Source organism: Bacillus sp. PAMC28748, from assembly GCF_014250415.1.
Lineage (GTDB): Bacteria > Bacillota > Bacilli > Bacillales > Bacillaceae > Bacillus > Bacillus licheniformis.
Window position 1 is genome coordinate 284100 of sequence record NZ_CP060192.1, and the last position, 21458, is coordinate 305557.

At 47.4% G+C, this 21458-nt stretch carries 23 protein-coding genes; 5 read left to right on the forward strand and 18 right to left on the reverse strand.

What is annotated here, in order from left to right; translation table 11 throughout:
- Positions 1 to 223: 223 nt before the first annotated feature.
- Together H7F26_RS01545 and yutH are read right to left on the reverse strand one after the other, a co-directional pair.
- Entirely contained in the window at positions 224 to 1186 is a 963-nt protein-coding gene (locus H7F26_RS01545) for a 2-hydroxyacid dehydrogenase (RefSeq protein ID WP_003184968.1), read from the reverse strand.
- An 89-nt stretch (positions 1187 to 1275) separates the two neighbouring features.
- On the reverse strand, positions 1276 to 2286 hold the full coding sequence (yutH, locus tag H7F26_RS01550; RefSeq protein WP_025806011.1) for a spore coat putative kinase YutH: 1011 nt from the start codon (positions 2284 to 2286) through the stop codon (positions 1276 to 1278).
- A 144-nt stretch (positions 2287 to 2430) separates the two neighbouring features.
- Here yutH and H7F26_RS01555 point away from each other — a divergent pair, with 144 nt between their 5' ends.
- On the forward strand, positions 2431 to 2931 hold the full coding sequence (locus H7F26_RS01555; protein ID WP_003184971.1) for a phosphatidylglycerophosphatase A family protein: 501 nt from the start codon (positions 2431 to 2433) through the stop codon (positions 2929 to 2931).
- A gap of 45 nt (positions 2932 to 2976) precedes the next feature.
- On the opposite strand, the gene H7F26_RS01560 is transcribed toward H7F26_RS01555, so the two are convergent.
- From H7F26_RS01560 to H7F26_RS01570, 3 genes are read right to left on the reverse strand one after another with little or no spacing between them, the layout of a single operon-like run.
- The gene (locus H7F26_RS01560; RefSeq protein ID WP_003184973.1) at positions 2977 to 3747 is read right to left on the reverse strand and encodes a TIGR01457 family HAD-type hydrolase; all 771 of its coding nucleotides are present in this window, start codon (positions 3745 to 3747) and stop codon (positions 2977 to 2979) included.
- Positions 3748 to 3766: 19 nt separating this feature from the next.
- The gene (locus H7F26_RS01565) at positions 3767 to 4207 is read right to left on the reverse strand and encodes a DUF86 domain-containing protein (RefSeq protein ID WP_025806013.1); all 441 of its coding nucleotides are present in this window, start codon (positions 4205 to 4207) and stop codon (positions 3767 to 3769) included.
- A gap of 27 nt (positions 4208 to 4234) precedes the next feature.
- Positions 4235 to 4510, reverse strand: coding sequence for a YutD family protein (locus tag H7F26_RS01570; protein ID WP_003184977.1), 276 nt, complete (start codon positions 4508 to 4510; stop codon positions 4235 to 4237).
- Positions 4511 to 4612: 102 nt separating this feature from the next.
- Here H7F26_RS01570 and H7F26_RS01575 point away from each other — a divergent pair, with 102 nt between their 5' ends.
- Entirely contained in the window at positions 4613 to 5236 is a 624-nt protein-coding gene (locus H7F26_RS01575; protein WP_003184979.1) for a YhcN/YlaJ family sporulation lipoprotein, read from the forward strand.
- Positions 5237 to 5289: 53 nt separating this feature from the next.
- On the opposite strand, the gene lipA is transcribed toward H7F26_RS01575, so the two are convergent.
- Positions 5290 to 6186 carry a lipoyl synthase gene (gene lipA, locus H7F26_RS01580; protein ID WP_025806015.1) on the reverse strand — a complete coding sequence of 299 codons (897 nt, stop codon included), beginning with the start codon at positions 6184 to 6186 and terminating at the stop codon, positions 5290 to 5292.
- A gap of 252 nt (positions 6187 to 6438) precedes the next feature.
- Here lipA and H7F26_RS01585 point away from each other — a divergent pair, with 252 nt between their 5' ends.
- Positions 6439 to 7419 (forward strand): M23 family metallopeptidase, encoded by a 981-nt coding sequence (locus tag H7F26_RS01585; RefSeq protein ID WP_003184983.1) that lies wholly within the window; start codon positions 6439 to 6441, stop codon positions 7417 to 7419.
- Positions 7420 to 7467: 48 nt separating this feature from the next.
- Here H7F26_RS01585 and H7F26_RS01590 read toward each other — a convergent pair whose 3' ends face one another.
- From H7F26_RS01590 to H7F26_RS01625, 8 genes are all read right to left on the reverse strand, one after another.
- Positions 7468 to 7581, reverse strand: coding sequence for a methionine/alanine import family NSS transporter small subunit (locus H7F26_RS01590; RefSeq protein WP_074788367.1), 114 nt, complete (start codon positions 7579 to 7581; stop codon positions 7468 to 7470).
- Positions 7578 to 9107, reverse strand: coding sequence for a sodium-dependent transporter (locus H7F26_RS01595; RefSeq protein ID WP_003184988.1), 1530 nt, complete (start codon positions 9105 to 9107; stop codon positions 7578 to 7580). The genes H7F26_RS01590 and H7F26_RS01595 overlap by 4 nt, the downstream gene beginning before the upstream one ends.
- 185 nt (positions 9108 to 9292) lie before the next feature.
- Positions 9293 to 10066, reverse strand: a complete 774-nt coding sequence (gene yunB / locus H7F26_RS01600; protein ID WP_003184989.1) for a sporulation protein YunB — start codon at positions 10064 to 10066, stop codon at positions 9293 to 9295.
- A gap of 67 nt (positions 10067 to 10133) precedes the next feature.
- Positions 10134 to 10439, reverse strand: coding sequence for a YunC family protein (locus tag H7F26_RS01605; protein WP_003184991.1), 306 nt, complete (start codon positions 10437 to 10439; stop codon positions 10134 to 10136).
- Between the two features lie 77 nt (positions 10440 to 10516).
- Entirely contained in the window at positions 10517 to 11872 is a 1356-nt protein-coding gene (locus H7F26_RS01610; protein ID WP_021837679.1) for a bifunctional metallophosphatase/5'-nucleotidase, read from the reverse strand.
- Positions 11873 to 11891: 19 nt separating this feature from the next.
- Entirely contained in the window at positions 11892 to 12713 is an 822-nt protein-coding gene (locus tag H7F26_RS01615; protein WP_003184996.1) for a sulfite exporter TauE/SafE family protein, read from the reverse strand.
- Between the two features lie 17 nt (positions 12714 to 12730).
- Complete coding sequence (locus tag H7F26_RS01620) at positions 12731 to 13582, reverse strand: DUF72 domain-containing protein (protein WP_003184999.1); 852 nt, start codon at positions 13580 to 13582, stop codon at positions 12731 to 12733.
- A 131-nt stretch (positions 13583 to 13713) separates the two neighbouring features.
- The gene (locus H7F26_RS01625; RefSeq protein WP_003185000.1) at positions 13714 to 14247 is read right to left on the reverse strand and encodes a hypothetical protein; all 534 of its coding nucleotides are present in this window, start codon (positions 14245 to 14247) and stop codon (positions 13714 to 13716) included.
- A 90-nt stretch (positions 14248 to 14337) separates the two neighbouring features.
- Between H7F26_RS01625 and H7F26_RS01630 the strand changes: the two genes are divergently transcribed.
- Entirely contained in the window at positions 14338 to 14922 is a 585-nt protein-coding gene (locus tag H7F26_RS01630; RefSeq protein ID WP_011198268.1) for a TetR/AcrR family transcriptional regulator, read from the forward strand.
- 188 nt (positions 14923 to 15110) lie between these two features.
- On the opposite strand, the gene H7F26_RS01635 is transcribed toward H7F26_RS01630, so the two are convergent.
- The 3 genes from H7F26_RS01635 to allC form a co-directional block, all read right to left on the reverse strand.
- The gene (locus tag H7F26_RS01635) at positions 15111 to 15332 is read right to left on the reverse strand and encodes a hypothetical protein (RefSeq protein ID WP_003185004.1); all 222 of its coding nucleotides are present in this window, start codon (positions 15330 to 15332) and stop codon (positions 15111 to 15113) included.
- A 508-nt stretch (positions 15333 to 15840) separates the two neighbouring features.
- Positions 15841 to 17067, reverse strand: a complete 1227-nt coding sequence (locus H7F26_RS01640; RefSeq protein ID WP_011198269.1) for a pyridoxal-phosphate-dependent aminotransferase family protein — start codon at positions 17065 to 17067, stop codon at positions 15841 to 15843.
- A 15-nt stretch (positions 17068 to 17082) separates the two neighbouring features.
- Complete coding sequence (allC, locus tag H7F26_RS01645) at positions 17083 to 18336, reverse strand: allantoate deiminase (protein ID WP_003185008.1); 1254 nt, start codon at positions 18334 to 18336, stop codon at positions 17083 to 17085.
- Positions 18337 to 18500: 164 nt separating this feature from the next.
- Between allC and H7F26_RS01650 the strand changes: the two genes are divergently transcribed.
- Complete coding sequence (locus H7F26_RS01650; protein WP_003185012.1) at positions 18501 to 20099, forward strand: PucR family transcriptional regulator; 1599 nt, start codon at positions 18501 to 18503, stop codon at positions 20097 to 20099.
- A 102-nt stretch (positions 20100 to 20201) separates the two neighbouring features.
- Here the strand turns inward: H7F26_RS01650 and H7F26_RS01655 are convergent, their stop codons facing one another.
- Positions 20202 to 21398, reverse strand: coding sequence for an MFS transporter (locus H7F26_RS01655; RefSeq protein WP_003185013.1), 1197 nt, complete (start codon positions 21396 to 21398; stop codon positions 20202 to 20204).
- Positions 21399 to 21458: the final 60 nt, after the last annotated feature.

Genomic DNA, 21458 nt, shown 5'->3' on the forward strand with positions numbered 1-21458 from the left:
CCTTTCTCTCTCTTGTCCGTCCTCTCTGAAAGGACATTTGTAAACACAACGCAGACATTTAAGTTACAAACATTATAATGGGGGATTCTTTTTTTGACAAGATGACATTTGCTGAAAACAAAACGTGAAAACGCTTTAGTCGTTGATATAATAAGATTCTATATATTCAGAAATATTTTTGTAAGAAAATCTTCCGAGCCGCTCAGGGCAGCCGGAAGAAACGTCAAATCTCGGTCTTTGCCTGCTTTCCTCTCAGGACAAGCGCAATATTTTCCGCACAAAGCCTCATCATGGCTTCTCTCGTTTCGACGGCGGCGCTGCCGATGTGAGGCAGCGCGGTGACTTGCGGCAGGCTGACGAGCGGGTGATCCTTTTGCACAGGTTCTTCCGCAAAGACGTCGAGTCCTGCGCCGGCAATATCTTTTTCGACCAGCGCTTCATATAAATCGTCTTCATTGACAACCTGTCCTCTTGAGACATTGATAAAAATAGCGGAGCGCTTCATCTTTTTAAAAGCGCTGCGGTTAAACAGATGCTTCGTTTCATGAGTCAGAGGTGTCAGGCAGACAACAAAATCCGCCTGTTCAAGCAGTTCATCGAAGGGCAGATAGGATGCGCCCAGTTCTGCTTCTGCATCTGGATTGCGGGTGCGGTTATGATATAAAATTTTCATGCCGAAGCCTTTCGCACGCCGGGCGACGGCTTGTCCGATGCTCCCCATCCCGACGATGCCGATCGTTTTATGATGGACATCCGCACCGGCCAAAAGCAGAGGACCCCAGCCCGTCCACTTCCCTTGTCTAATCCAGTCGCTCGCTTCGACGATTCTGCGGGCGGATGCCATCAGCAGAGCAAACGTCAAATCTGCCGTTGACTCTGTCAGCACGCCAGGCGTGTTGCAGCAGATGACGCGATGCTTTTGCGCAGCCTCCACATCGATGTTGTCATAGCCTACCGCCAAGTTGGCCACGACTTTTAAATGCGGCGCGCCTTTTAAAAGCTCCTCATCAATCGTGTCGGAAAGCATCGTCAACAGTCCGTGCGCCTTTTTTGCTTTTTCTTTCAGAATGGCGCGCGGACACGGTTCTTCTTCCTTTTCCCACATTTCAATATGGGCTTCTTCTTTTAACGCAGAAAGCTGTTCTTCAGGTAATTTTCTCGTCACATATACAAACGGTTTGTCCATGCTGCCTCGTTCCTTTCTAAGAGTAGCTTCCACTCTAAGCATATCGAAAAAATCCGAAAATGTTAACAGAAGAAAAGAACACCGCGAAGCTATGGTGTCCTTTTCAGCCAATTGACAGGCGGCATGCTTATCAATCCTGCGGATCTCATGCCCGCCATTTCTTGAAAGCCGTTCAGGAATTGCTCATATGCCGGCGCATGAGACAATAAATAGTCGAGTCTGCTTTCAAAATAATGGTGCTCTGATTCAGGAGAAATATAGTACCCTTCAACCGTCTCAAAATAGTGGAGCGGAAACAGCAGCCTGCTGTACATCAGCCGCTTAGAAAATGAGGATAGCGGCGCGGCTTGTTCGTATTGCTGAAGAAACAACATGATTTCATTGAAGTTTTTCCTTTCGTGAAACAAGCTTCTGGCATATTCCGCAAGATCCCTGGCCGCATGATCAAACACCCATTCCATCGGGATTTTAATAAGCGGCTCGCGCCTTAAAGCCTCGCAGGTGAGCCGCTGCTGGCAAATCGTTCCCGAGTCAGCGGCCTGCGGCTGATCATCCAATTCGGTATCTGCCAAATATTGAATCGCATTTTCGGTTAAACCGAGATAATAAGGAAACGATTCGATAAATTGTTTTTCAAAGGGCTGCAGCTGCCTTGCCTGCGTTTTTTGAATCCAGAATTGTTCCAGCTGGTCGAGCCGTTTCCCCCAAAGTTCTTTCCACTGCCCGATCCGCGAGGTTTCTTTTACCTCGTAAGGGTATCCCCTTCCCTTGTGATGAAATTCGGCGAGCTCCGCACCAAATGAAACGGACCTGTTTGTCATGCGGGGAGCAGCTTGAAGAAGCACATATGAGACGCCATTCTCCTCAAACGTCATCTCCCCGTCCTTTGTCAATATAAAAGATGAAACGTATGGGTCGCGCTGTTCTTGCAAATACTGACTCATACTAAACAATTCCGCCAGCTCATCCTGACTCAAGTGGGAAACAGGGACGATCAAAAACATCGAATTCGGGGTATGAAAAGCCTGATAAGACAAGTACGATGTAAGATCGCGAATGTAGATTCCGAATTTTTCTTTGATCAGCTCCTTCACGGACATCACTTCCTGCAAAATTTTTCTCCTTCTACACATCGTAATCATGAAGGGATTCGATTATGAATCGATCTGGAAAAAGAGTTCTAAAATCGTTACATTTTTAAAGTTGTTTGTATACACTAAGTAAAAAAAGATTGGGTGAAAATGATGCCGGAAAACAACAGCATGCATCAGATCGAAACAGCAGCAAAAGAATGGCTTGAGAAACGGGGCGTCAAGATTTCGGAAATTGCCGATCTTGTCTACGTATTGCAGAAGAAATATCATCCAAACTTAACAAAAGAAGAATGTGAAGAGAATGTCAACCGGGTCATGAAAAAACGTGAAGTTCAAAACGCCGTGATCACAGGGATTCAATTGGATATGCTGGGCGAGCAAAGAAAGCTCATGGAACCGCTCCAAACCTTAATCGAGACAGATGAAAGCCTGTACGGCGTCGATGAAATCTTATCCTTCTCCATTGTGAACTTGTATGGATCGATTGGTTATACAAATTATGGATATATTGATAAAATCAAACCGGGAGTGCTCGCACGTTTAAACGATAAATCAACAGGCGAATGCCACACGTTCTTGGATGATATCGTCGGAGCGATTGCGGCAGCCGCATCCAGCAGACTGGCGCATCGAGCAAAAGATGCGGAATAAGCCATTAAAAAAACACTTGTCTTTAAAAGACAAGTGTTTTTTGCGTTAGACGCGATCCAGCCATTCTGTCAGTGAATCAATGACATATGTCGGCTTTTCCTGATAGGCTTCAAGGTGTTCTTTTTTGGTCACGCCCGTATGAACGAGAAGCGTGTCCATCCCGGAATTCATTCCCGCCATAATATCCGTATCATAATTGTCACCGACCATCAGCGTTTCACTGATGTCTGTGCCGAGCACCTTCATCGCCTGCTCCATGATGATCGGCTCCGGCTTGCCGATAAAAATAGGCTCTGTCTGCGTAGAAACAGTTAATACTGACGTGAGAGAACCATTGCCTGGCAAGAGTCCTCTTTCTGTAGGAATGGCGATATCGCCGTTAGTCGAGATGAATGTAGCGCCGTTGCGGATGGCAAGACAACCGACGGCTAGCTTTTCGTATGTAATGCCGCGGTCGATGCCGACGACGACAAAGTCGGCGTCTTCCCCGCCGAATGCCAGCCCTTTTTCCTCAATGGCCTGACGGATCCCTTCTTCGCCGATCACATATACGGAAGCATCTCGTTTTTGTTCGGCGATAAAATTGGCGGTCGCCATGCTGGTTGTGAATACCTGGCTCTCTTCGGCCGGAATATCAAATGAAACAAGCTTGTCCGCCACTTGCTTCGGCGTGCGCGACGAGTTGTTCGTGACGAACAGATACGGGATGTTCCGGTCTTTCAGCTTCCTCACGAATTCGCATGCTTCTTCGATTTTTTCCGTCCCTTTGTACATTGTTCCATCAAGATCAATTAAGTATCCTTTGTATGTTTTCATGTTGTACACTCCAGTTCGTTTAGTGCGGTTTGAATGCGGATACCGGACCGAGTTCATGGTTTAAATAATCGCGGATCCGCGCCGGAAATTTCTCGAGCGTTTCCGCATGCCTGCTGAGCAGCTCTTCCAATTCTTCATGGTTGACGTTCAGGTAGTCTTGGACCAATGTCTTCCGATAGGCGATCAAATGTTTCAAACTGTCGCCTTCCGCTTGGCTGACAACCTTTTCATCGGTCAGTATATCCATAATGTCGTCATAGCTTCCCGGATCTCTCATAATAAAGCCGTCAATCATATCGTTCCCTATATCCAATATACATTCGATCAGCGTGTGGCCGATTCGTTCAAGCGCTTTTTTTTCGACGTCGGAAGTCCATTCTTCCTGCATTTGATAAAGCCGCAGCTCCTCTTCCAGGAAGTTGAGCGTGTTTTCGATTTTGTGTCGATCGACAAAATACATCATCAGTGCATCCCCTTTTATGATCGCTTATTTTCGCAGACGTTTTAAAACAAAGTAGGCACATCCGAAATTGCAGTACTCGTAAATATATTCATCAAGCGTGCTGATCTTCGTATCAAATGTGGCCTTTTGATTTTGATCGTCAAAAAAGCCTTTCAGCCTCAGCTGGCTGTATCCCCAATCCCCGACGATGTAGTCGTATTTATTTAAAATGTCGGAGTATCTGGCTTTAAACGCTTCTTCGTTAAAACCGTTTTTCACATCTTTGACGACTTCAAATGCAGCGTTCTGAACGACAATCATTCTTTTCACCTCTTTTATATGATAATTCAAACCCGGGCCGCCATCAATTGCTAAGAATAAATCCTCCCCTTTGGAAAAGCTATAAATGAGGAGGAAAAGCAGATGAATAAAAAAATTCTTTTAGCAGGGCTGGTGGCGCTGCCTTTAGCAGGCTGCCAGACGGCCTTAAACGATACCGAACACAATATATATGACGAAGACGGAAATACCGTTCACGTTGCAGACAAGAACCCTCAATATCAGGAAAAGTTCAGAAATGACAACCGAAAAGGCAGATTCGGATATGCGCGCCATCAGGCAACACCAGTCGCAAACAAGGAAGAAATGCAGGCGCCCCAAATCGACCGGGAAGAAATGGCGCATATTATATCTAGTTTAACGGTTCAGCTTCCCAATATTCAAGATGCGTCGGCGCTTGTGACAGACGAAGAGGCGCTAGTCGTGTACAAAACGGACTCCGGGCAGCGCAAACAGACGGCTGATCAAGTCAAAAAGACGGCGGCATCCGTCGTTCCGAGATATTACCATATCTATATTTCCGATGATCCGGACATGATGCAATCCGTCGCTAATTTCAGCCGGCTTGGAGCCAATTCAAGAAACGTCGATCAGCTGATGGCCGATACAATTAAGGAAATGCAAAAATCGCCGCAAGGCAAAACCACGACAGGTACAGATGAAAACGGAAACGACCTTGACGGAAAAGGAAAGGCGACCGAATCTTGACCTGAAAATAAGAAAAACGCCAGCGCATATGGCTGGCGTTTTTTCATCCAATGTTATGCCTGCGCCTGGCGTTTTTTAGACGCTTCATTCACCTGTTCATCGGCATGGTATGAAGAACGGACGAGCGGTCCTGCTTCACAGTGGCTGAAGCCCTTTTCCATGGCGATTTCTTTCAGTTCGGCAAACTCGTCAGGATGGTAATATTTCTGTACTTTAATGTGTTTTTTGGACGGCTGCAGATACTGGCCGATTGCCATGATGTCGACGTTGTTCGCAAGAAGGTCGTCCATTGTTTCGATGATTTCTTCTTTTGTTTCGCCAAGACCGATCATGATGCTGGATTTCGTCGGGATGTCCGGCTGCATCTCTTTGGCGCGGCGCAAAAATTCCAATGATCTTTCATATGTAGCTCTCGCACGGACTCTCGGCGTCAGGCGGCGGACCGTTTCAATATTATGGTTTAAAATGTCCGGACGCGTATCCATCAGCGTTTTCAAATTATTATAGTCTCCGCCCATATCGGACGGCAGAACTTCGATTGTTGTAAATGGGCTTTTTCTCCGGACGGCGCGTACGGTTTCGGCGAATACCCCCGCTCCTCCGTCTTTTAAATCGTCACGGGCAACGGCTGTAATGACCGCGTGTTTCAGGTTCATGATGCTCACAGAATCTGCGACTCTTTCCGGCTCATTCAAGTCAAGCTCTGTCGGCAGCCCCGTCTTCACCGCACAGAAGCGGCAGGCTCTCGTACAGACAGATCCGAGAATCATAAAGGTCGCGGTACGTCTGACGGCCCAGCATTCGTGGATGTTCGGGCATTTTGCCTCTTCGCAGACCGTATGGAGGTTGTTTTCCCGCATTAATTTTTTTAAGCCCGTATAGTTTTCATTCGTGTTCAGCTTGATTTTAAGCCATTCGGGCTTTCTTATGTGCTCGTCTTTCTTTGCCAATTCCATCATCTCCATTGTGGATAGTAGTCATGTTCAATACGAAATTTGTGACATAGCGCCGGATGAGTCCCTCTGCTTTGGAACCGCTTAAATAAAAAATGCTAAATCTTCATCTTTAGTCACTTTAACATAGTACAGATTTGTGAACAAGAGCTTGATTAGACAAGATGGAATTTCTAACATTTTCTTATTATTGATTTCTGCAGATGTCACAAACTAACCGTATTCAAACTGAAAGGAGCTAAGGACACTGTGAAAGCTGTATTATCCGTTCTCATCCTCCTTTTGCTCATCTTGCAGCCGTGCGCTCTTGCAAAGGAGAAAAAAGAGCCCGATCTGCAAAAGAGAATGGCCCTTTATCATAAGACAGAAGCCGCAACCCATATTCCTTGGTATGTTTTCGCGGCAGTCGACCAATACGAAATCAATATCCGCAAAAACCGCAAAGACTTGCCGAAGCAAAAAGGGCACACCGGGATATATATTCCGCAAAGCGTGTGGAGCGGACCTGAAAACCCCAATCCTAAAGATACATCGCCGCTCAGCATCAAGGTTTTTGACGGAATTGGAATGGACGGAAACGGAGACGGACTCGCAGAACCGGATCAGGATGAAGACGTCCTTTATACGTTTGGACAATACTTGTTGACATACGGAAGGGACATTGAAAATATCCGCATCGGTCTGTGGGAGTTTTACGAAAGGGATCAGACGGTCGGCATCATATCAGGCTTTATCAGGCTTTTTCAAAAATACGGCCACATTGATTTGGGCAAGCACGCCTTTCCCCTTCCCGTAAGATCAGATTACAGCTATAGAAGCACATGGGGAGATGCCCGCGGATTCGGGGGCAGACGCATTCACGAAGGGACGGATTTGTTCGCCCATTACGGCCTCCCCGTCCGGTCGACATGCTACGGCATTGTGGAAATGAAAGGCTGGAACCGTTTCGGCGGATGGCGGATCGGAATCAGAGACATCAACAATACGTACCATTATTTCGCTCATTTGAACGGTTTCACAAAAGGCTTGAAAGTGGGAGAAATCGTCGAGCCCGGCCAGGTGATCGGCTCAGTTGGAGCGACGGGATACGGGCCGCCGGGAACATCGGGAAAATTCCCGCCCCACCTTCACTACGGCATGTATAAAGACAATGGAAGAACAGAGTGGTCTTTTGACCCTTATCCTCATTTAAAGGCATGGGAACGGAAGGAACTTCGAAAGAAAAAATAAAAGACATCCCTATTTCAAAAGAATAGGGATGTCTTGCACTTTAAGAGGTTAGCCGGCCTGGCTTTTCTTGCTTTTCACAACCGCATTGATAATGCTTGCGGCCAATCCTCCCCAAATAATGACGATGCCGATCACCATCATTACTATAGATGCGCCGTTCATGAGGAAACCTCCTTGTCATGTTGAAATGGCGTATATGCCAGCCCATTCTTCCATTTTGAAAGCGAAAGGATAAATCCGGCTGCGATCGCTCCAAAAGCGACGCACCATCCCCATTTCAGGAGGAATTCAACCGGCAGGTCGCCATAGGCTGTTGTGATATTCGTCTTGATATTATCAAACATCATATACCCCAGAACAATCGGGGTGACGACGCTCAGGCAGATTCTCCACCAAGCGCCGAGCTGAATGTCGGAAACCGAATTGGCGTGAGCCTGCAGAGCTTTCAGCTCTTTCGCAAACCATGCAATCGCAACGACTTCGATCAATCCGGCAAGCGCCACTCCGAAATTGTTGATAAAGTAATCGGCCGCATCGAGGAAGAACAGTCCGCCTTTCGTCGCAAATACGAGCGAACACAATGCAGCAGCCCCTCCGCCGAACAGGACGGCTTTCCGCCGCGGAACGTTGAATTTATCCTGAATCGCGGCAACATATGTTTCAGAGATAGAAATGAGAGATGTCAGACCTGCCAAAACGAGCGAGCCAAAGAATAAAAATCCGAAAAACGCATTAAACGCCGGAAACTCATTGATGATTTGCGGGAAGACGACGAACGCCAAACCGATTCCCGAAGAGACGACTTCTTTGACTGGAACGCCTTGCTGCGCAGCCATAAAGCCCAGCGCACTGAATACCCCGATTCCGGCCAGCAGTTCAAATGACGAGTTCCCAAAGCCGGTGATAAACGCATTGTTTGTAATATCGGATTTTTTCGGCAAATAGCTGGAATACGTAATCATGATGGCAAACGCAATCGACAGACTGAAGAAAATTTGGCCGTAGGCCGCCACCCACACTTTTCCGTTTGTAATCTGGCTCCAATCAGGCGTGAAAAAGGCATTCAGTCCTTGTGCAGCCCCATCAAGTGTTATCGAATAAATGACAATGATAAAAAATAAGACCACAAGCAGCGGAATGAAAATGCGGTTCGCGATTTCGATTCCTTTTTTGACTCCGGCAAATAAAATCCCCAATGAAACAATCCATACAATCGCGAGCGGAATCAGGACGCCCGGCACGAAGCCGCCGAATTGGCCGATGGCTCCTCCCCCGATATCAATTCTGTTTAAATATTTATTCATTAGGAAATTTTCTGTATTTTTACCCCAACCTAAATTGAATGAAAAGACAGTGTAAGAAATGGCCCATGCCACGATAACGGCATAATACGTCGAGATGACAAATGAGATGGCGACCTGCCACCAGCCGATCCATTCCTTCCCTTTCCCCATCCTGGCATAGGACAGCGGGGCTGAGCCTCTGTATTTATGACCGATTGTAAATTCCATGATGAGAAGAGGAATTCCTGCTGTCAAGAGCGCGAACAAATATGGCAGAAAGAACGCGCCTCCCCCGTTTTCATAAGCTACTGCCGGGAATCTCCAAATATTCCCCAAACCGATCGCAGAACCGACGGCTGCTAAAATAAAACCCGCTCTTGTTCCCCATTGCGGACGATTATCCATAAGCTTCCTCCTTTACCTTTTTGAAACATCTGAAAACAGTGAATTTTCTAATAATTATTATTGAATAGTATATACAGTCTTTTTGCCTAAGTCAAAGTATTTTTTTAAGAAAATAGACGCATGTCATTTCTAAGCCGCGCGAAAAAAAGCATTCTGCCTGATGTTTGCAGAATGCCTGGAAATCATTACTCTTTTTGTTCCTTTTTTTGCTCTGTTTTTTCATCCTTTGAAGGGATCTGAATCGATGGCGCCGTTTGGCTGCCGTTGCCGCTGTAGAAGTCGGGTACTTCTCCGTGCACAGCTTGAATCGTTGCCGGAATCGTATTTTTGACAACCGCCGTTTTTGTCGCAAACGGTATGACGACACGGACCTTGACTTCGACAAGCACACCGACATTTATTAATGCATTATTAATACCATATGGCTCGACACTTTGCTTAAAATCTGTAAAGACATCCCCCACAACATTAAACCGTACAGGTATTTTCGGCCCCAGGTTTCCAAGAAGCGAGTTTCCCGTTGCCTGACCCAGAGGAATATTATAGATTACACCATCATTCTTACCTTCGGGAGTTTTCGCAGAAGAATTAAATTCTTCTGTTTCTGTTTCCTTCAGCTTTTCGTGAAGTTGTTTCGTAATTTTCGAATGCATACCACGAAGACCATGAGAGTTGAAATCAATTGTTGTTACTTTTCCATTTTCATTCGTCTTCATTTCTACTAGATTTTTCACATTTTCATCTTGGCTCATATAATCCTCGACGGCTTCCTGGATGACGTGGGTCGCAATCCGGTTCGTTTCCATTTCAGCGATGTTCAGAAGGGTCGGTTTGATGGATGAGTTGATAATCAACAGGCTGACGGCCGTTGAAAAAATAAAAAATATAAACGAAAGCAGCATGACATATCGCAAAGGCAAAGGTCCTCTTTTTGACAGAGGGCCGCGAAGTCTTCGCAAGCAAAATCCCCCCTTACATCACAAGTGTATGCTTGTAAGAGGGGATATACGATTCAATCAGACAACTTTATTTCACCATTTTTAAAAGGGCTTCTTTTCCGCTCATTCCGGGATGAATGCCGAGCTCTCCGGCCGCATCGGTTACAGATTCGAGCGGGGCTTCGAGAAGCTGATCGATCGTCCGCACGCCGACGGCTCTGGCGGCGACGATTTTCCGTTCTTTTAATTTATCATTCAGCAGGGCGACATCAAGCGCTCCGCACATAATATATCCATGGTCATTGGTTACCGCCATAAAGTTCGTTTTCGGCAGTTTGACCGTTACAGCCGTAAACGGCTGATCTTCTATCATGATCGGAGTTAAATTTACCATCGCTATCCCTCCTTTACCATTAATGTATGATAAAGCGAGAGACATGTTCCGGTTTGCCCCGAATCTTAGAGATCTGTTTAGGACCGGTTTGCTTTTTTCAGCTTCCAGGCGAGCAGATCGCGCAGGAATTCAGGCATAAAGTAGTCAATATCTTCCGCATGGCGGATAACAGGAAACAGCGTTCCGAGTGTAAACATATCAATCGTGGCGAGCGTGTAGAACGCATCATCTTCAATGTCCGCTCCGTTGACGGAGAGCTTTTCCGGGTCAAGGCCGGCATACAGCATCTTCCCCATCACTTCGCCGCGAAAACCGAGCCCTTTAATGCGCAGCTTCTCGGTTTGTTCTGATGATGCATGGAGGATGACCTCTTTCAGCTCTCGTCCCGTCAGCTTCAGTTTGACCGGATTAATCGGATGCGGACAGATGCGGTGAACATCGGCTTTCGTCACCGGACCTTGTGAAAGAGACTCCAGCACAATGCCTGAGTTGACCATCCCGATTTCCGCCTCACACCATTCCTTTAAGGCATCTGCCAGCATTTGCGGAAGGGCGCTTCTGCGGAACCAGGCGGTTTCAAGGGTGTTGTCCAATGTCGCAATTTCCTCTTCAAGGAGATGTCCGGCTTCTCTCTCTTTTTCCTTCAGAAAACGAATCGTCTCCTCTGATTCTTCATTCCAATCTGCCGTCTTCATGACGGTTGCTGTGATGTTCTCAAGCGCTCCGTTATATGTCAGTTCAACATGACCGACATAGTTCCCGTACTTTTCCGCGCAGGCCAGCATAACGCCGTCTTTCATCATCCCTTCTTCAAGCAGGTGATGGGTGTGGGAGCCGAGGATCAGGTCGATTTCGGGAAAAGCCTCCGCGACGCGCTGATCGTCCAAAATGCCAAGGTGTGAAAGAAGGATGACAGTGTCGGCTTTTTCTTTGATTTCACTTAGCATCTCTCCGATGCTTTCAAATGCGTCTGTAACCGTCCAGCCAAGCTGGCGATAGATCGGATAGTACGGGACTGTCACACCGAGAATGGCAAGAGTTGCGCCGCTCTTCACCTTTTTGAGCAAATACGGCGCTGCCCAGCCGGGCCTCTTCCCTTCTCCGTCAAACAAATTGGAGACAACGACAGGAAACTGAGCGTTGTCATAAAGTGTATCCAACTCCTGATGCGGCAGTGTAATTCCTTCATTGTTCCCGATCGTTGCAGCATCATACTGCAGACGGTTCAACAGCTCCACATTCGCTTTTCCGAAGGTAGCCTCAGATATCGGATGGAATCTGTCGACATGATCGCCGAGGTCGAACAAAAGCACTTCTTCCCCCTGCTCTTCATGTTTCTGTCTTTGTGTCTGAATGTAATCGACGATTTTCGGCCAGTTTTCAAAATGGCTGTGCAAATCGTTCGTATGGTAGATATGGAGCTTTTCCGTCATGCAAATCTCTCCCTAACGTTTAACTAAACACGCCTTGATAGATTAATCTGATTCCGATGAGAATCAATACGAACCGCATGATCAATACGATCGTCTTTGTCTGCATCTTTTTGTTAATGTAGGCGCCGAGCTGTCCGCCAAACCAGGCGCCCGGGATCAATGCAAGCGCATAAAGCCAGTTGACATGTCCCGAGATGACATGGCCGGCAGAGCCCGCGACAGATGAAAGGAAAATGATAAACATCGATGTCGCAACGGCGACCCTTGTCGGAAATAAAAACAGAAGAATCATCGCCGGCACCATCAGCGAGCCGCCTCCGATGCCGAAAAGCCCGCCGAGAAAGCCCACAAAAAAGGCGATCGCGATTCCGGCTAAAGGATGGTATGAATACGTATATTCCTGTCCTTCATCACCTGTGAACGTTCTGATAACGCCCGTATGCTTTTTCTCGGCAGGTTTCACCCTTTTCTTTATCATTAAGGAAAGGGAAATGAGGATCATAAAAATCCCGAACCATAGAGAAAACGAGTCTGAGCTAAAATATGTCGATACATGGGCACCGACGATGCTGCCCGGCCCCGAGCCGATGAAAAAAATAAGGCCGCTTTTATAGTCAACGGTTTTATACTTCATATACGCAATCGTTGAAGAAAGCCCTGTGAATATGATGACGACCAGCGATGTGCCGACCGCCATCTGCGGTGTCACATGGTCAAACAGCGTCGGCAGCCCCGCCAGAAAAAGGAGCGAGGGAACGATGACGATCCCTCCGCCGAGCCCGACAAGACTGCCGATGGTTCCCGCGATAAACCCGAGTATGATCAAGATAAGATATTCCATAAAATAAGTCCTCTTTTCTAGCTGAATAAATCGAGCTGCCTTGGCGTAAGCCCTTTGTATTCAATGTTGAGCAGCTCCATCATTTGCTTACCGTTTTGAGCCGCATCACCGCCCGAATTGTTATTAAACAGCACGTAAACGTTTTTCGACTGCTGTTCAAGCAGCTCAAGGTTTCTTTTCCAGTCTTTTAATTCTTGTTCATTATATAAATACAAATATCTGACCTCACGCCAATTTTGACCGGAAGATGGCCTTAACCAGCCTTCCTTGTTGCGGCCGTGAAAACGGACGAGCGTTTTCCGGCTGTCAGTCGCGTGAAGAACAGTCGGGATGCTGCCTTCGCCCGCCTGGGGTTCATCGCAAATGCTGTGAATCCATTGCTGCTCCTCCATAAAAGCGAGCGTTTTGTCGTAAAACTGGGGCATAAACCATGACCTATGCCTGAATTCAAGCGCACACGGGATATCTCCCATTTTCTCTTTTACCCATCTTAAGTAATTGACGTTTTCTTTCTTGCAATCAAACCATGGCGGAAACTGAAAGAGGACCATCGCCAGCTTACCCGCTTTTATGTATGGCGTTAATGAGAGCTTAAAAGCAGCAAACATGTCGTCTTTCGTTTCAAAGGGGATTTCCCCGCGCTGATGCCCTGTCATTCCCTGATATGCCTTAACGATAAACTGAAAGGTTTCCGGCGTCTCCTTTACCCACTTTTCATTGTTCCGCTCGGGCTGTATCGCGTAAAAGCTCGCATCAAGCTCGACGATCGGAAAATGCGATGAATAGTGGATCAGCTTGTTTTGACTGCTTGTCTTGGGCGGATACAGGCTGTCATGATCCCCCCATCCTGTTAATCCAATATAAATCAATGCAGTTCACCTCTTCTTTTAGTTTATCACAGGTTTTTTTCGAAAATCTTGATCCAGGTCTGCTTGTAGCATTTCCTTTTTCAGCGGCGGGATACTTGAACATGAAAAAGAAGCCGGACATCCGGCTTCTTTTAACGGGCTTTCCTCGGAAAAAGGGTAAAGCTGAAACTGTACAAAAAATCGATGACAAGGATGATCGACCATAAAGAAGCGATGCGGATTAATGGTTCCGTTCTTTCCGGGTCGCCGATGAACAGGTGCATTCCGGCCAGCAGAGCCGCTCCGATCAGCCATGCGATGAAATGGCGAAACCAGCCTTCACGCTCTTTTTTGGCGTGTTCCCTGCCGTACTGCGGGCCTTTGTCAGGCTTCGGACCTCCGGCAAAGCGATAGGCAAACCTTTCATCCGCCCATTTGATCATGCGGCTCCCGAACGCGATGCTGACGCCGATATAAACGGCGGCGATGCCGTGCAAAACATCCGCTTGCGCCCCATTGTGCAGATCAAGCGACGTTGCAGCCAAAAGCAGTAAATCCAAAACCGGTGTGCATGCAAACATGATCAAACCAGCCTTTTTCCAGCCTGCCATATAGCGAAAAATAAGTCCAAGCAGAATAAAAATCCAAAAGCCGATTTCACAAGCTAAAATCAATAAACCAATCACCTTTTATCCGCCTCTCTTTTTTTAACACATTCGTACTAAAAAATTATAACACAGATGTATTAAATAATACACCCGTGTTATAATGTGTGTATGCCAAAAATAGTTGATCACGAAAAACAAAAAGAAAAAATTGCCGAAGCGGTGTGGAATGTGATTCACAGAGATGGACTTGAACAATGCACCGTCAGAAATGTCGCTAAGGAAGCCGGACTTTCGGCCGGGTCGATGCGCCATTATTTTCCTCATCAGTCTGAGCTTTTCATTTATTCAATGAGGCTTGTGGCAAACCGGGTCAAAACGCGTATCGAAAACATGACATTTAACGGTACACCGGCTGAAAACGTCAAACAGCTTCTTTTTCAGCTTATGCCTCTTGATGAAGAGCGAAAACTGGAAATGGAGGCATGGTATGCATTTACAGCCAAATCGCTCAGCGATCCGGAGCTCAAACCGTTGAGAAAGGAGATGAATGAAGGCATTTATTCAGCCTGCAAATCGGCTGTTGAAATACTGGTAAAAACCGAAAAAAAGACCGGGATCGATGTTCTTAAGGAAACCGAGCATCTATACGCCCTTGTCGACGGGCTGGCGCTTCATTTGATCATGGCCCCTGAAAGGCTGACGGCTGAAAGGATCGATACTGTATTGGCGGGTTATTTAAGATCGTTGGAATAGGAACAGATCTATCGCATTGCACCAGAAGGAACTCACACAACCACAGAAAAGCAGGCCTCTCAGCCTGCTTTTCTGGATTTAATGCTCTTGTTTTAAATTCTCACGGATTTCCTTCTTCATTTCTTCGACATTTCTTTTAATAATTTCAATTTCGTATTTCTCTTTTGCATCTGGAGGTAAGTTCTCATCTAAGTATTCTCGGAGTTTTTCTTCGCTGCGAGTATCATCTGGGCCGATTGATATAACTGGTCTGTTTTTCCAATCACAGAACTAACTAAACCAAACTTATCAAAGGCGTTCAGAAGTACTTCTTCAGTTGTTTTTTGATTTGGATCAGCCGCTTGTGAAGCTGTATTAAACAGTAACAAGAAAAGAACTAAGAACAAGATTCCGAACCGTTTTTTCTTCATTATTCTCTCCTTAAAATAATTTTTCCTAAGCACAGCATTGAGTTTCTATTTTTATGTATTTCAGCTTTCCGGGACACCGTTTATTCATATTTTAGGAGCCGGTCCTGAAAGCGTTAACGAGAGAGGTGATCTTTATTTTCTGGGGAAGTAGGCTCATGAGGTGGATCAGTGTAAGTTTATCTTCTCTGAATGGAGATATTTGACTGTTTTGCAACTTCTTCTTTTGCTAGCGATTGGAGGCGTTGTCATTATTTCCGCCTCTTCTACCTTGATACCTCCTTTATTTATTCACAAGTCTAATATAGCATAAACCTCTGCAAAATTTTTCAAATTACAAATTGATTTCACAAATTATTTTGCTGGTCATCACAAAAAAAACAGCCTGATCGCAGGCTGTTTTTCTGCACTAGTGAACCGCTTTTTGTATCTCTTTCGTTCAGCCATGTTCCACCTGTTGCCCCGCGCGTGCCGGAGCCGTCAAACACGAGCCTTCCTCTATCTCAGAAGCCTACTCATGATAGAAATCCAGTGCCGCCTGAAGCGCATTTCCCGGCGATACTGAAGCACCTGTGCGAATGAGAACAGCTTCGAGAGCAGCCAATGTAAAAAGAACATTTTCTTTCCGGCAGCTGTATCCCATCGTTCCGATTCTCCATATCTTTCCGGCCAGCGGCCCGAAAGAGCTGGCGATTTCGACGCCGAAGTCGTCAAGCATCATCTTCCTGACAAGATCTGCGTCAACCCGATCAGGAACTTTCACACAAGTGACGGTCGGCAGCTTTTTCCGGCCTTCCGTAAACAATTCGAGTCCCATCGCTTTGATGCCCTTGATTAGTGCTGTTTCATGGAGCCGGTGTCTTGAGAATCGCTCGCGGAGCCCTTCCTCAAGAACGACCCGCGCTCCTTCGCGCAAGCCGTACAGCATCGAAGTCGCTTCTGTATGATGATTAAGGCGCCTCGGGCTCCAATAATCCATCAGCATGCCGAGGTCAAAATAATTGCTGGAAATCGGCAAGCGTCCCGTTTCAAGCACGATATCTTCTCTTGTGGCAATGCCCCGTTCTACCTTTTTCCTTTCATTGATGCGCTTTTCAACCCGGCTGTTAAATGTGATCGGCGCCATACCTGAAGGAACGGATAAACACTTTTGCGTACCGCCGACGACCGCGTCAAGACACCATTCATCCGTATTGACATCCGTGCCGCCGATTGTAGCCACCGCATCGACTACACAAAGCACATCAAGCTCCCGGCAGGCCCGGCCAATTTCTTCGAGCGGCTGAATGCATCCCGTCGATGTCTCGCCGTGCACAACCGCAACAATCTCCGGTTTCGTCCGTTTGATTTCGGAGATGACCTCTTTCGGTTCAAAAACGTCTCCCCACGGGCATTCCATTGTATAAACATCAGCCTGGTACCGTTCGCAAATCTCGGCAAGCAGATAGCCGAACCGTCCGAAAATGGGAATGAGCACCCTGTCCCCCGGTTTGATGAGACTGGCAAGGACGGCTTCAAGCCCGGCCCGCGATGTCCCGTCTATCGGGAATGCCCATTTATTTGTCGTTCGGAAAATCTGCCGAAGCAGCGCCATGACGTCGTTCATCATGTCTGTAAATGCAGGATCGAACTGTCCCAGTACAGGTGAGGAAAGCGCCCTCAGCACTCTCGGATGAACCTCGACAGGACCGGGAGTCATAATTGTCCGTTTCGGAATATTCATTTCGCCAATTGTCATGATCTTTTTCTCCTTTCATTCATATGCCAGCCTGTATAATACATGAGTCAAGAGCTCAACGCCGGCTGCAAGATCAGCCGGTTTTGTCCATTCTTCCGGCGAATGGCTGATGCCCTTCCGGCTCGGAACGAACAGCAGTGACGTCGGGCAATGCGGGCCGAAAACCTGGGCATCGTGCCCCGCCCCGCTGACCATCTCCTGATAGGATACGTCAAGATCCTCGGCCGACTGTTTTGAGAGTTGAATCAAATCCCGGTCCATCCTCACAGGCTTCGCATCCGTCGTCTGTTCAACTGTGATCTGAACGTTCCATTCGCCGGCCAGCTCTGTGAAATAAGCAAAAATATCGTCGCAATACCGGTCCAACACCGCATCATGATGATGGCGGAGATCAAGAGAAAAAACAGCTTCTCCTGATATGACATTCGGCACATTCGGCTTTGCTTCAATCCTCCCGACCGTTGCTGTTAAAAGCGGATAAGCAGCTTTAGCCTTGTTCGTCAAATAGGAAATGCACAATGCCGAGACGGCCACCGCATCTTTTCTGGCGTTCATCGGCGTCGTCCCGGCATGGTTGCTTTCTCCCTTGACCATAACCGTAAACCGTCTTTGTCCGACGATGTCCGTGACAATGCCGATTTGACGGCCGCTCTCCTCAAGAATGCTCCCCTGTTCAATATGAAGCTCGATAAAGCACTTCACATCACGCCTGAACGGGCGCCTGTACCGCCGTTTTCCGAAACCGCAATCTTTCATCGCCTGCTCAATCGATACTCCGTCCCGATCGTGCACAGCCGGCGTCTTTTGACAGTCAAACAAGCCCGTTAAATTCCCCGATCCCCAAAAAGTCAAAGGGAAACGGCTTCCCTCTTCCTCGCACAGAGACACGACTTCGATTGACGTTTTCGGCCTGCCGTACGTGTCCAGAAGGTGTTTGGCAGACAAAAGGCTCGCTAAAATCCCGTACGCTCCGTCGAATTTCCCTCCGTTGATGACCGTATCAATGTGTGAACCGGTCAAGATCGCTTTCGTACGGTTCTCTGTACCTTCTATTCTCCCAAACAGATTTCCGGCATCATCGAAGTACGGCTCTATTCCCCAGTCCTCCATCTTTTCCTTCAACGACTGCTGGGCGCTGAGCCACGGCTTTGAATAGAGAAGCCTTGTCACCCCTCCTTCTCCGCTTTCACCGAATGATGCCAGCCAATTGATCATGTCTTCGATATTGCGGGCTGTACTTTCTCCGGTCTTATGAATACCAATGGTCATGTAAAGAAACTTCCTTTCTATTTTCTTGTTATATTTCTTTACAACTCTCTATATAAATACAATTTTACTGGTAACATGAAAAATAAACATCGGCATAAATGTCACAAATCCGCTCATTTTTTGTTGAAAATGACTAAAATGACAAAGGAGGCCTGTACAGATCAATGAATATCTATGACATGATGAAACTCCCTGTATTTAAAGGCGCAACGCTTGCCGCTGGAAAGGCGGGCGTAACCCGGAACATTGAACACATCAATATGATGGATGCGCCAGATATTGCCGATTATCTGCATCATGGCGAACTCCTCGTCACGACCGCATACCATTTAAAAGACCGGCCTTTTTTATTGAAGGAATTGATTGAAAGGATGATCAGGCGGGGCTGCGCCGGACTCGGTATCAAAACCCGCTTTTTGCAGGAAATACCCGACGAGGTGATCAAGCTTGCCGACGAGCGGACATTTCCGATCATCGAGCTAAATGAAGATGTCCGCCTCGGTGATATTGTCAATCATACACTGAGCCATATTCTAGACAAACGGACGGCAGAACTCGAACAGGCCATCGCCGCTCAAAAAAAGTTCACAAGCCATATTATGAGCGGAAAAAGCATTCAATCGCTCTTGCATAACGTCTCTGCTGTTTTAAAGCTTCCCGTTCTTCTATTCAATCAGCACCTCAAGCCGATTGCCTCCTCAAAAGCAGATGCCGCCGGGACGCTGTCGGATTATGAAGGAATATTTCAAAAAGGAAACAGAACGGGGCTCACCTGTTTTTCAACGATTCCCGACAAACAAACCTATTCGGTATTTCCGATCTATACTCATGAAAAAAAATGCGGCTTCCTCGTTGTCTGCGGGATGATTTCCCCTTCAGACAAAGGCTTGCTGTTAACCCTCGAACAAGCCGCCAATGTCATCGCCTTTGAGCTGCTGAAGGAAAATGCGCTCAAACAATATTTGCGAAGAGCGCGGAACGAGTTTTTCAGAAATTTTTTGGACGGCGCCTTTTCCTCTGCTGAAGAAATTAAAAACCGAGCAAAAGAATTTCAGCTCAAGTGGGATCAAAAATATGTGTGCATCGCCGGCAAATTGGACCGCCGCGAAAAATCGCTCAGCTTCACGGAAAATCAGCTTGAATCAGATTCCGTGTTCGAACGCCTGGAAGAAGAGCTGGTTGACTTCCCGTTTCCTCCGCACCTTTTCACAAAAGGAAACATATGCTTCCTGCTGGCCGAGGCGACGGACAGCTGGGCTGAAATGAATGCAGCCGTGGGCGGATTTTTAAAGGCGTTTCAGCGCCATGCATCTGAGCATTTTCAGCGGACGATTTCTTTTGGAATCAGCAACCTCAGCCATCAGCTGAGAGACGTTCCGCACATTTGCAAAGAAGCCGTCGATGCGCTCCACTCCGGCCATTTGTCAGGCAGCACCGAGTTCATCCAGACGTACCATATGAAAGACGTGTCAGAGCTTTTGCGCATGATTCCGGCTGATGATTTGAAGACATTTTACACGCATGCGCTGCATCAGCTTGCCAGCCTGCCGAAGGATGACCCAGGGCTCCTGCAAACATTGTCCGTCTATCTGGAAACGCACTGTCAGATTTCTGAAACGGCCAAGCGCCTGTACATCCACAGAAACACCGTCATCTACAGGCTTGAAAAATGCGAGGAACTGCTCGGGAAAAGCCTGAAAGATGCGGACACGACCTTGCGCTTGAGACTCGCGCTCAGAATTCAAATGCTGCTTGGGTTGTGAGAAATCCCTTCCCCGCGGCAATCGGAGGATGTAAAGCCGCGCCGGCATATTTGATGATTTGAGCATTTCACCATAAAAAAGCCGGCATATGTGCCGGCTCCCTTATACTTTTTCAGGAATTGTGCGCGCCTGCTGCTTCCGCCCCCAGCTGACTGCCGCCAAAAAGCTGAGCACGAGAACGACCACACCAAAAATATATGGAATTTCTACGTTCACATCGAATAACAGACCGGCCACTGTCGGTCCGACAATGTTGGCAAGGCTCATAAACGCATTGTTCATGCCTGCGGCAAATCCCTGTTCATCTCCGGCCATTTTTGAAATCAGCGTATTAATCGCCGGTCGAAGAATGGACGTCAGCATGAAGAAAACAATTGTTGCCCCGAAAACCAGCCAGTACGAACCGGCAATCGAGCAGACGGCAAGCGCTCCGGCAGAACCGATCAGCGTCATGTTCATCAGCTTTTTTTCGCCGAAGCGGTTCGTCAGCATCCCGAGAGCCACCGCCTGGACGAACACGCCGATCAGACTTGCCGCTGTTATGACAAAGGCAATGTCTCCCGGTGTAAAGCCGTGCTTATGATCGACATAAAGGCTGAATACCGCCTCGAAATTCATGATCCCGAAGTTCAAGATGAACACGAGGATAAACAGAAATGCATACGGCGACCGCAGCGCGCGCGCCATTTGCTTAGCGAGCGGTTCGCGCTTTTGAACGGAGCGGCGCTTTTCAAGCATCTTTTCTTGACTGAGCGTTTCCGGGAGGACAAGAAGCGATAAAACCGTCGCCAAGCCGGCTAATCCGGCTGACACGTAAAACGGGAAGGTGAGCCCGAACGCCGCCAAATATCCGCCTGCTCCCGGACCGATGACAAAGCCGAGAGACATCGCGGCGCTGATCAGCCCCATCCCTTTGCTTCGATCCTTTTCCGATGTGATGTCAGCGATGTAGGCAAACATGGCCGGCACCAAAAACGCAGCTCCCGCTCCGCCGAGAAGGCGGGAAACAAACAGCAGCCACATCTGGCTCGCCAAGGCGAAAAGCAGCTGGGAAACCGCAAACGCACCGATTCCTAAAATGATCATTTTCCGCCTTCCGTATTTATCAGTCATTTCCCCGGCAACGGGCGAAAACAGCAGCTGGGTAATCCCCGAAGCCGCGATCAGCAATCCGAGCGTGCTGCCTGACGCGCCGAATTCTTCTATAAACGTAGGCATGAGTGGAATAATCAAGCCTATACCAAGCATCACGATAAACACGTTAAGCATGAGCATATACAATCTGGCCATCTTTTTCATCTGCGGATACCTTCCTTCAGCCCGAAAATACCGGACAATCTTAAATTCGAACAATTACTA

Excerpts from the sequence above, each read along its gene's own strand:
- H7F26_RS01545 (WP_003184968.1), bottom strand. The coding sequence starts at position 1,186 with ATGGACAAACCGTTTGTATATGTGACGAGAAAATTACCTGAAGAACAG.
- yutH (WP_025806011.1), bottom strand. The coding sequence starts at position 2,286 with ATGTCCGTGAAGGAGCTGATCAAAGAAAAATTCGGAATCTACATTCGC.
- H7F26_RS01555 (WP_003184971.1), top strand. The coding sequence starts at position 2,431 with ATGCCGGAAAACAACAGCATGCATCAGATCGAAACAGCAGCAAAAGAA.
- H7F26_RS01560 (WP_003184973.1), bottom strand. The coding sequence starts at position 3,747 with ATGAAAACATACAAAGGATACTTAATTGATCTTGATGGAACAATGTAC.
- H7F26_RS01565 (WP_025806013.1), bottom strand. The coding sequence starts at position 4,207 with ATGTATTTTGTCGATCGACACAAAATCGAAAACACGCTCAACTTCCTG.
- H7F26_RS01570 (WP_003184977.1), bottom strand. The coding sequence starts at position 4,510 with ATGATTGTCGTTCAGAACGCTGCATTTGAAGTCGTCAAAGATGTGAAA.
- H7F26_RS01575 (WP_003184979.1), top strand. The coding sequence starts at position 4,613 with ATGAATAAAAAAATTCTTTTAGCAGGGCTGGTGGCGCTGCCTTTAGCA.
- H7F26_RS01590 (WP_074788367.1), bottom strand. The coding sequence starts at position 7,581 with ATGAACGGCGCATCTATAGTAATGATGGTGATCGGCATCGTCATTATT.
- H7F26_RS01595 (WP_003184988.1), bottom strand. The coding sequence starts at position 9,107 with ATGGATAATCGTCCGCAATGGGGAACAAGAGCGGGTTTTATTTTAGCA.
- H7F26_RS01605 (WP_003184991.1), bottom strand. The coding sequence starts at position 10,439 with ATGGTAAATTTAACTCCGATCATGATAGAAGATCAGCCGTTTACGGCT.
- H7F26_RS01610 (WP_021837679.1), bottom strand. The coding sequence starts at position 11,872 with ATGACGGAAAAGCTCCATATCTACCATACGAACGATTTGCACAGCCAT.
- H7F26_RS01615 (WP_003184996.1), bottom strand. The coding sequence starts at position 12,713 with ATGGAATATCTTATCTTGATCATACTCGGGTTTATCGCGGGAACCATC.
- H7F26_RS01630 (WP_011198268.1), top strand. The coding sequence starts at position 14,338 with ATGCCAAAAATAGTTGATCACGAAAAACAAAAAGAAAAAATTGCCGAA.
- H7F26_RS01635 (WP_003185004.1), bottom strand. The coding sequence starts at position 15,332 with ATGAAGAAAAAACGGTTCGGAATCTTGTTCTTAGTTCTTTTCTTGTTA.
- H7F26_RS01640 (WP_011198269.1), bottom strand. The coding sequence starts at position 17,067 with ATGACAATTGGCGAAATGAATATTCCGAAACGGACAATTATGACTCCC.
- allC (WP_003185008.1), bottom strand. The coding sequence starts at position 18,336 with ATGACCATTGGTATTCATAAGACCGGAGAAAGTACAGCCCGCAATATC.
- H7F26_RS01650 (WP_003185012.1), top strand. The coding sequence starts at position 18,501 with ATGAATATCTATGACATGATGAAACTCCCTGTATTTAAAGGCGCAACG.
- H7F26_RS01655 (WP_003185013.1), bottom strand. The coding sequence starts at position 21,398 with ATGAAAAAGATGGCCAGATTGTATATGCTCATGCTTAACGTGTTTATC.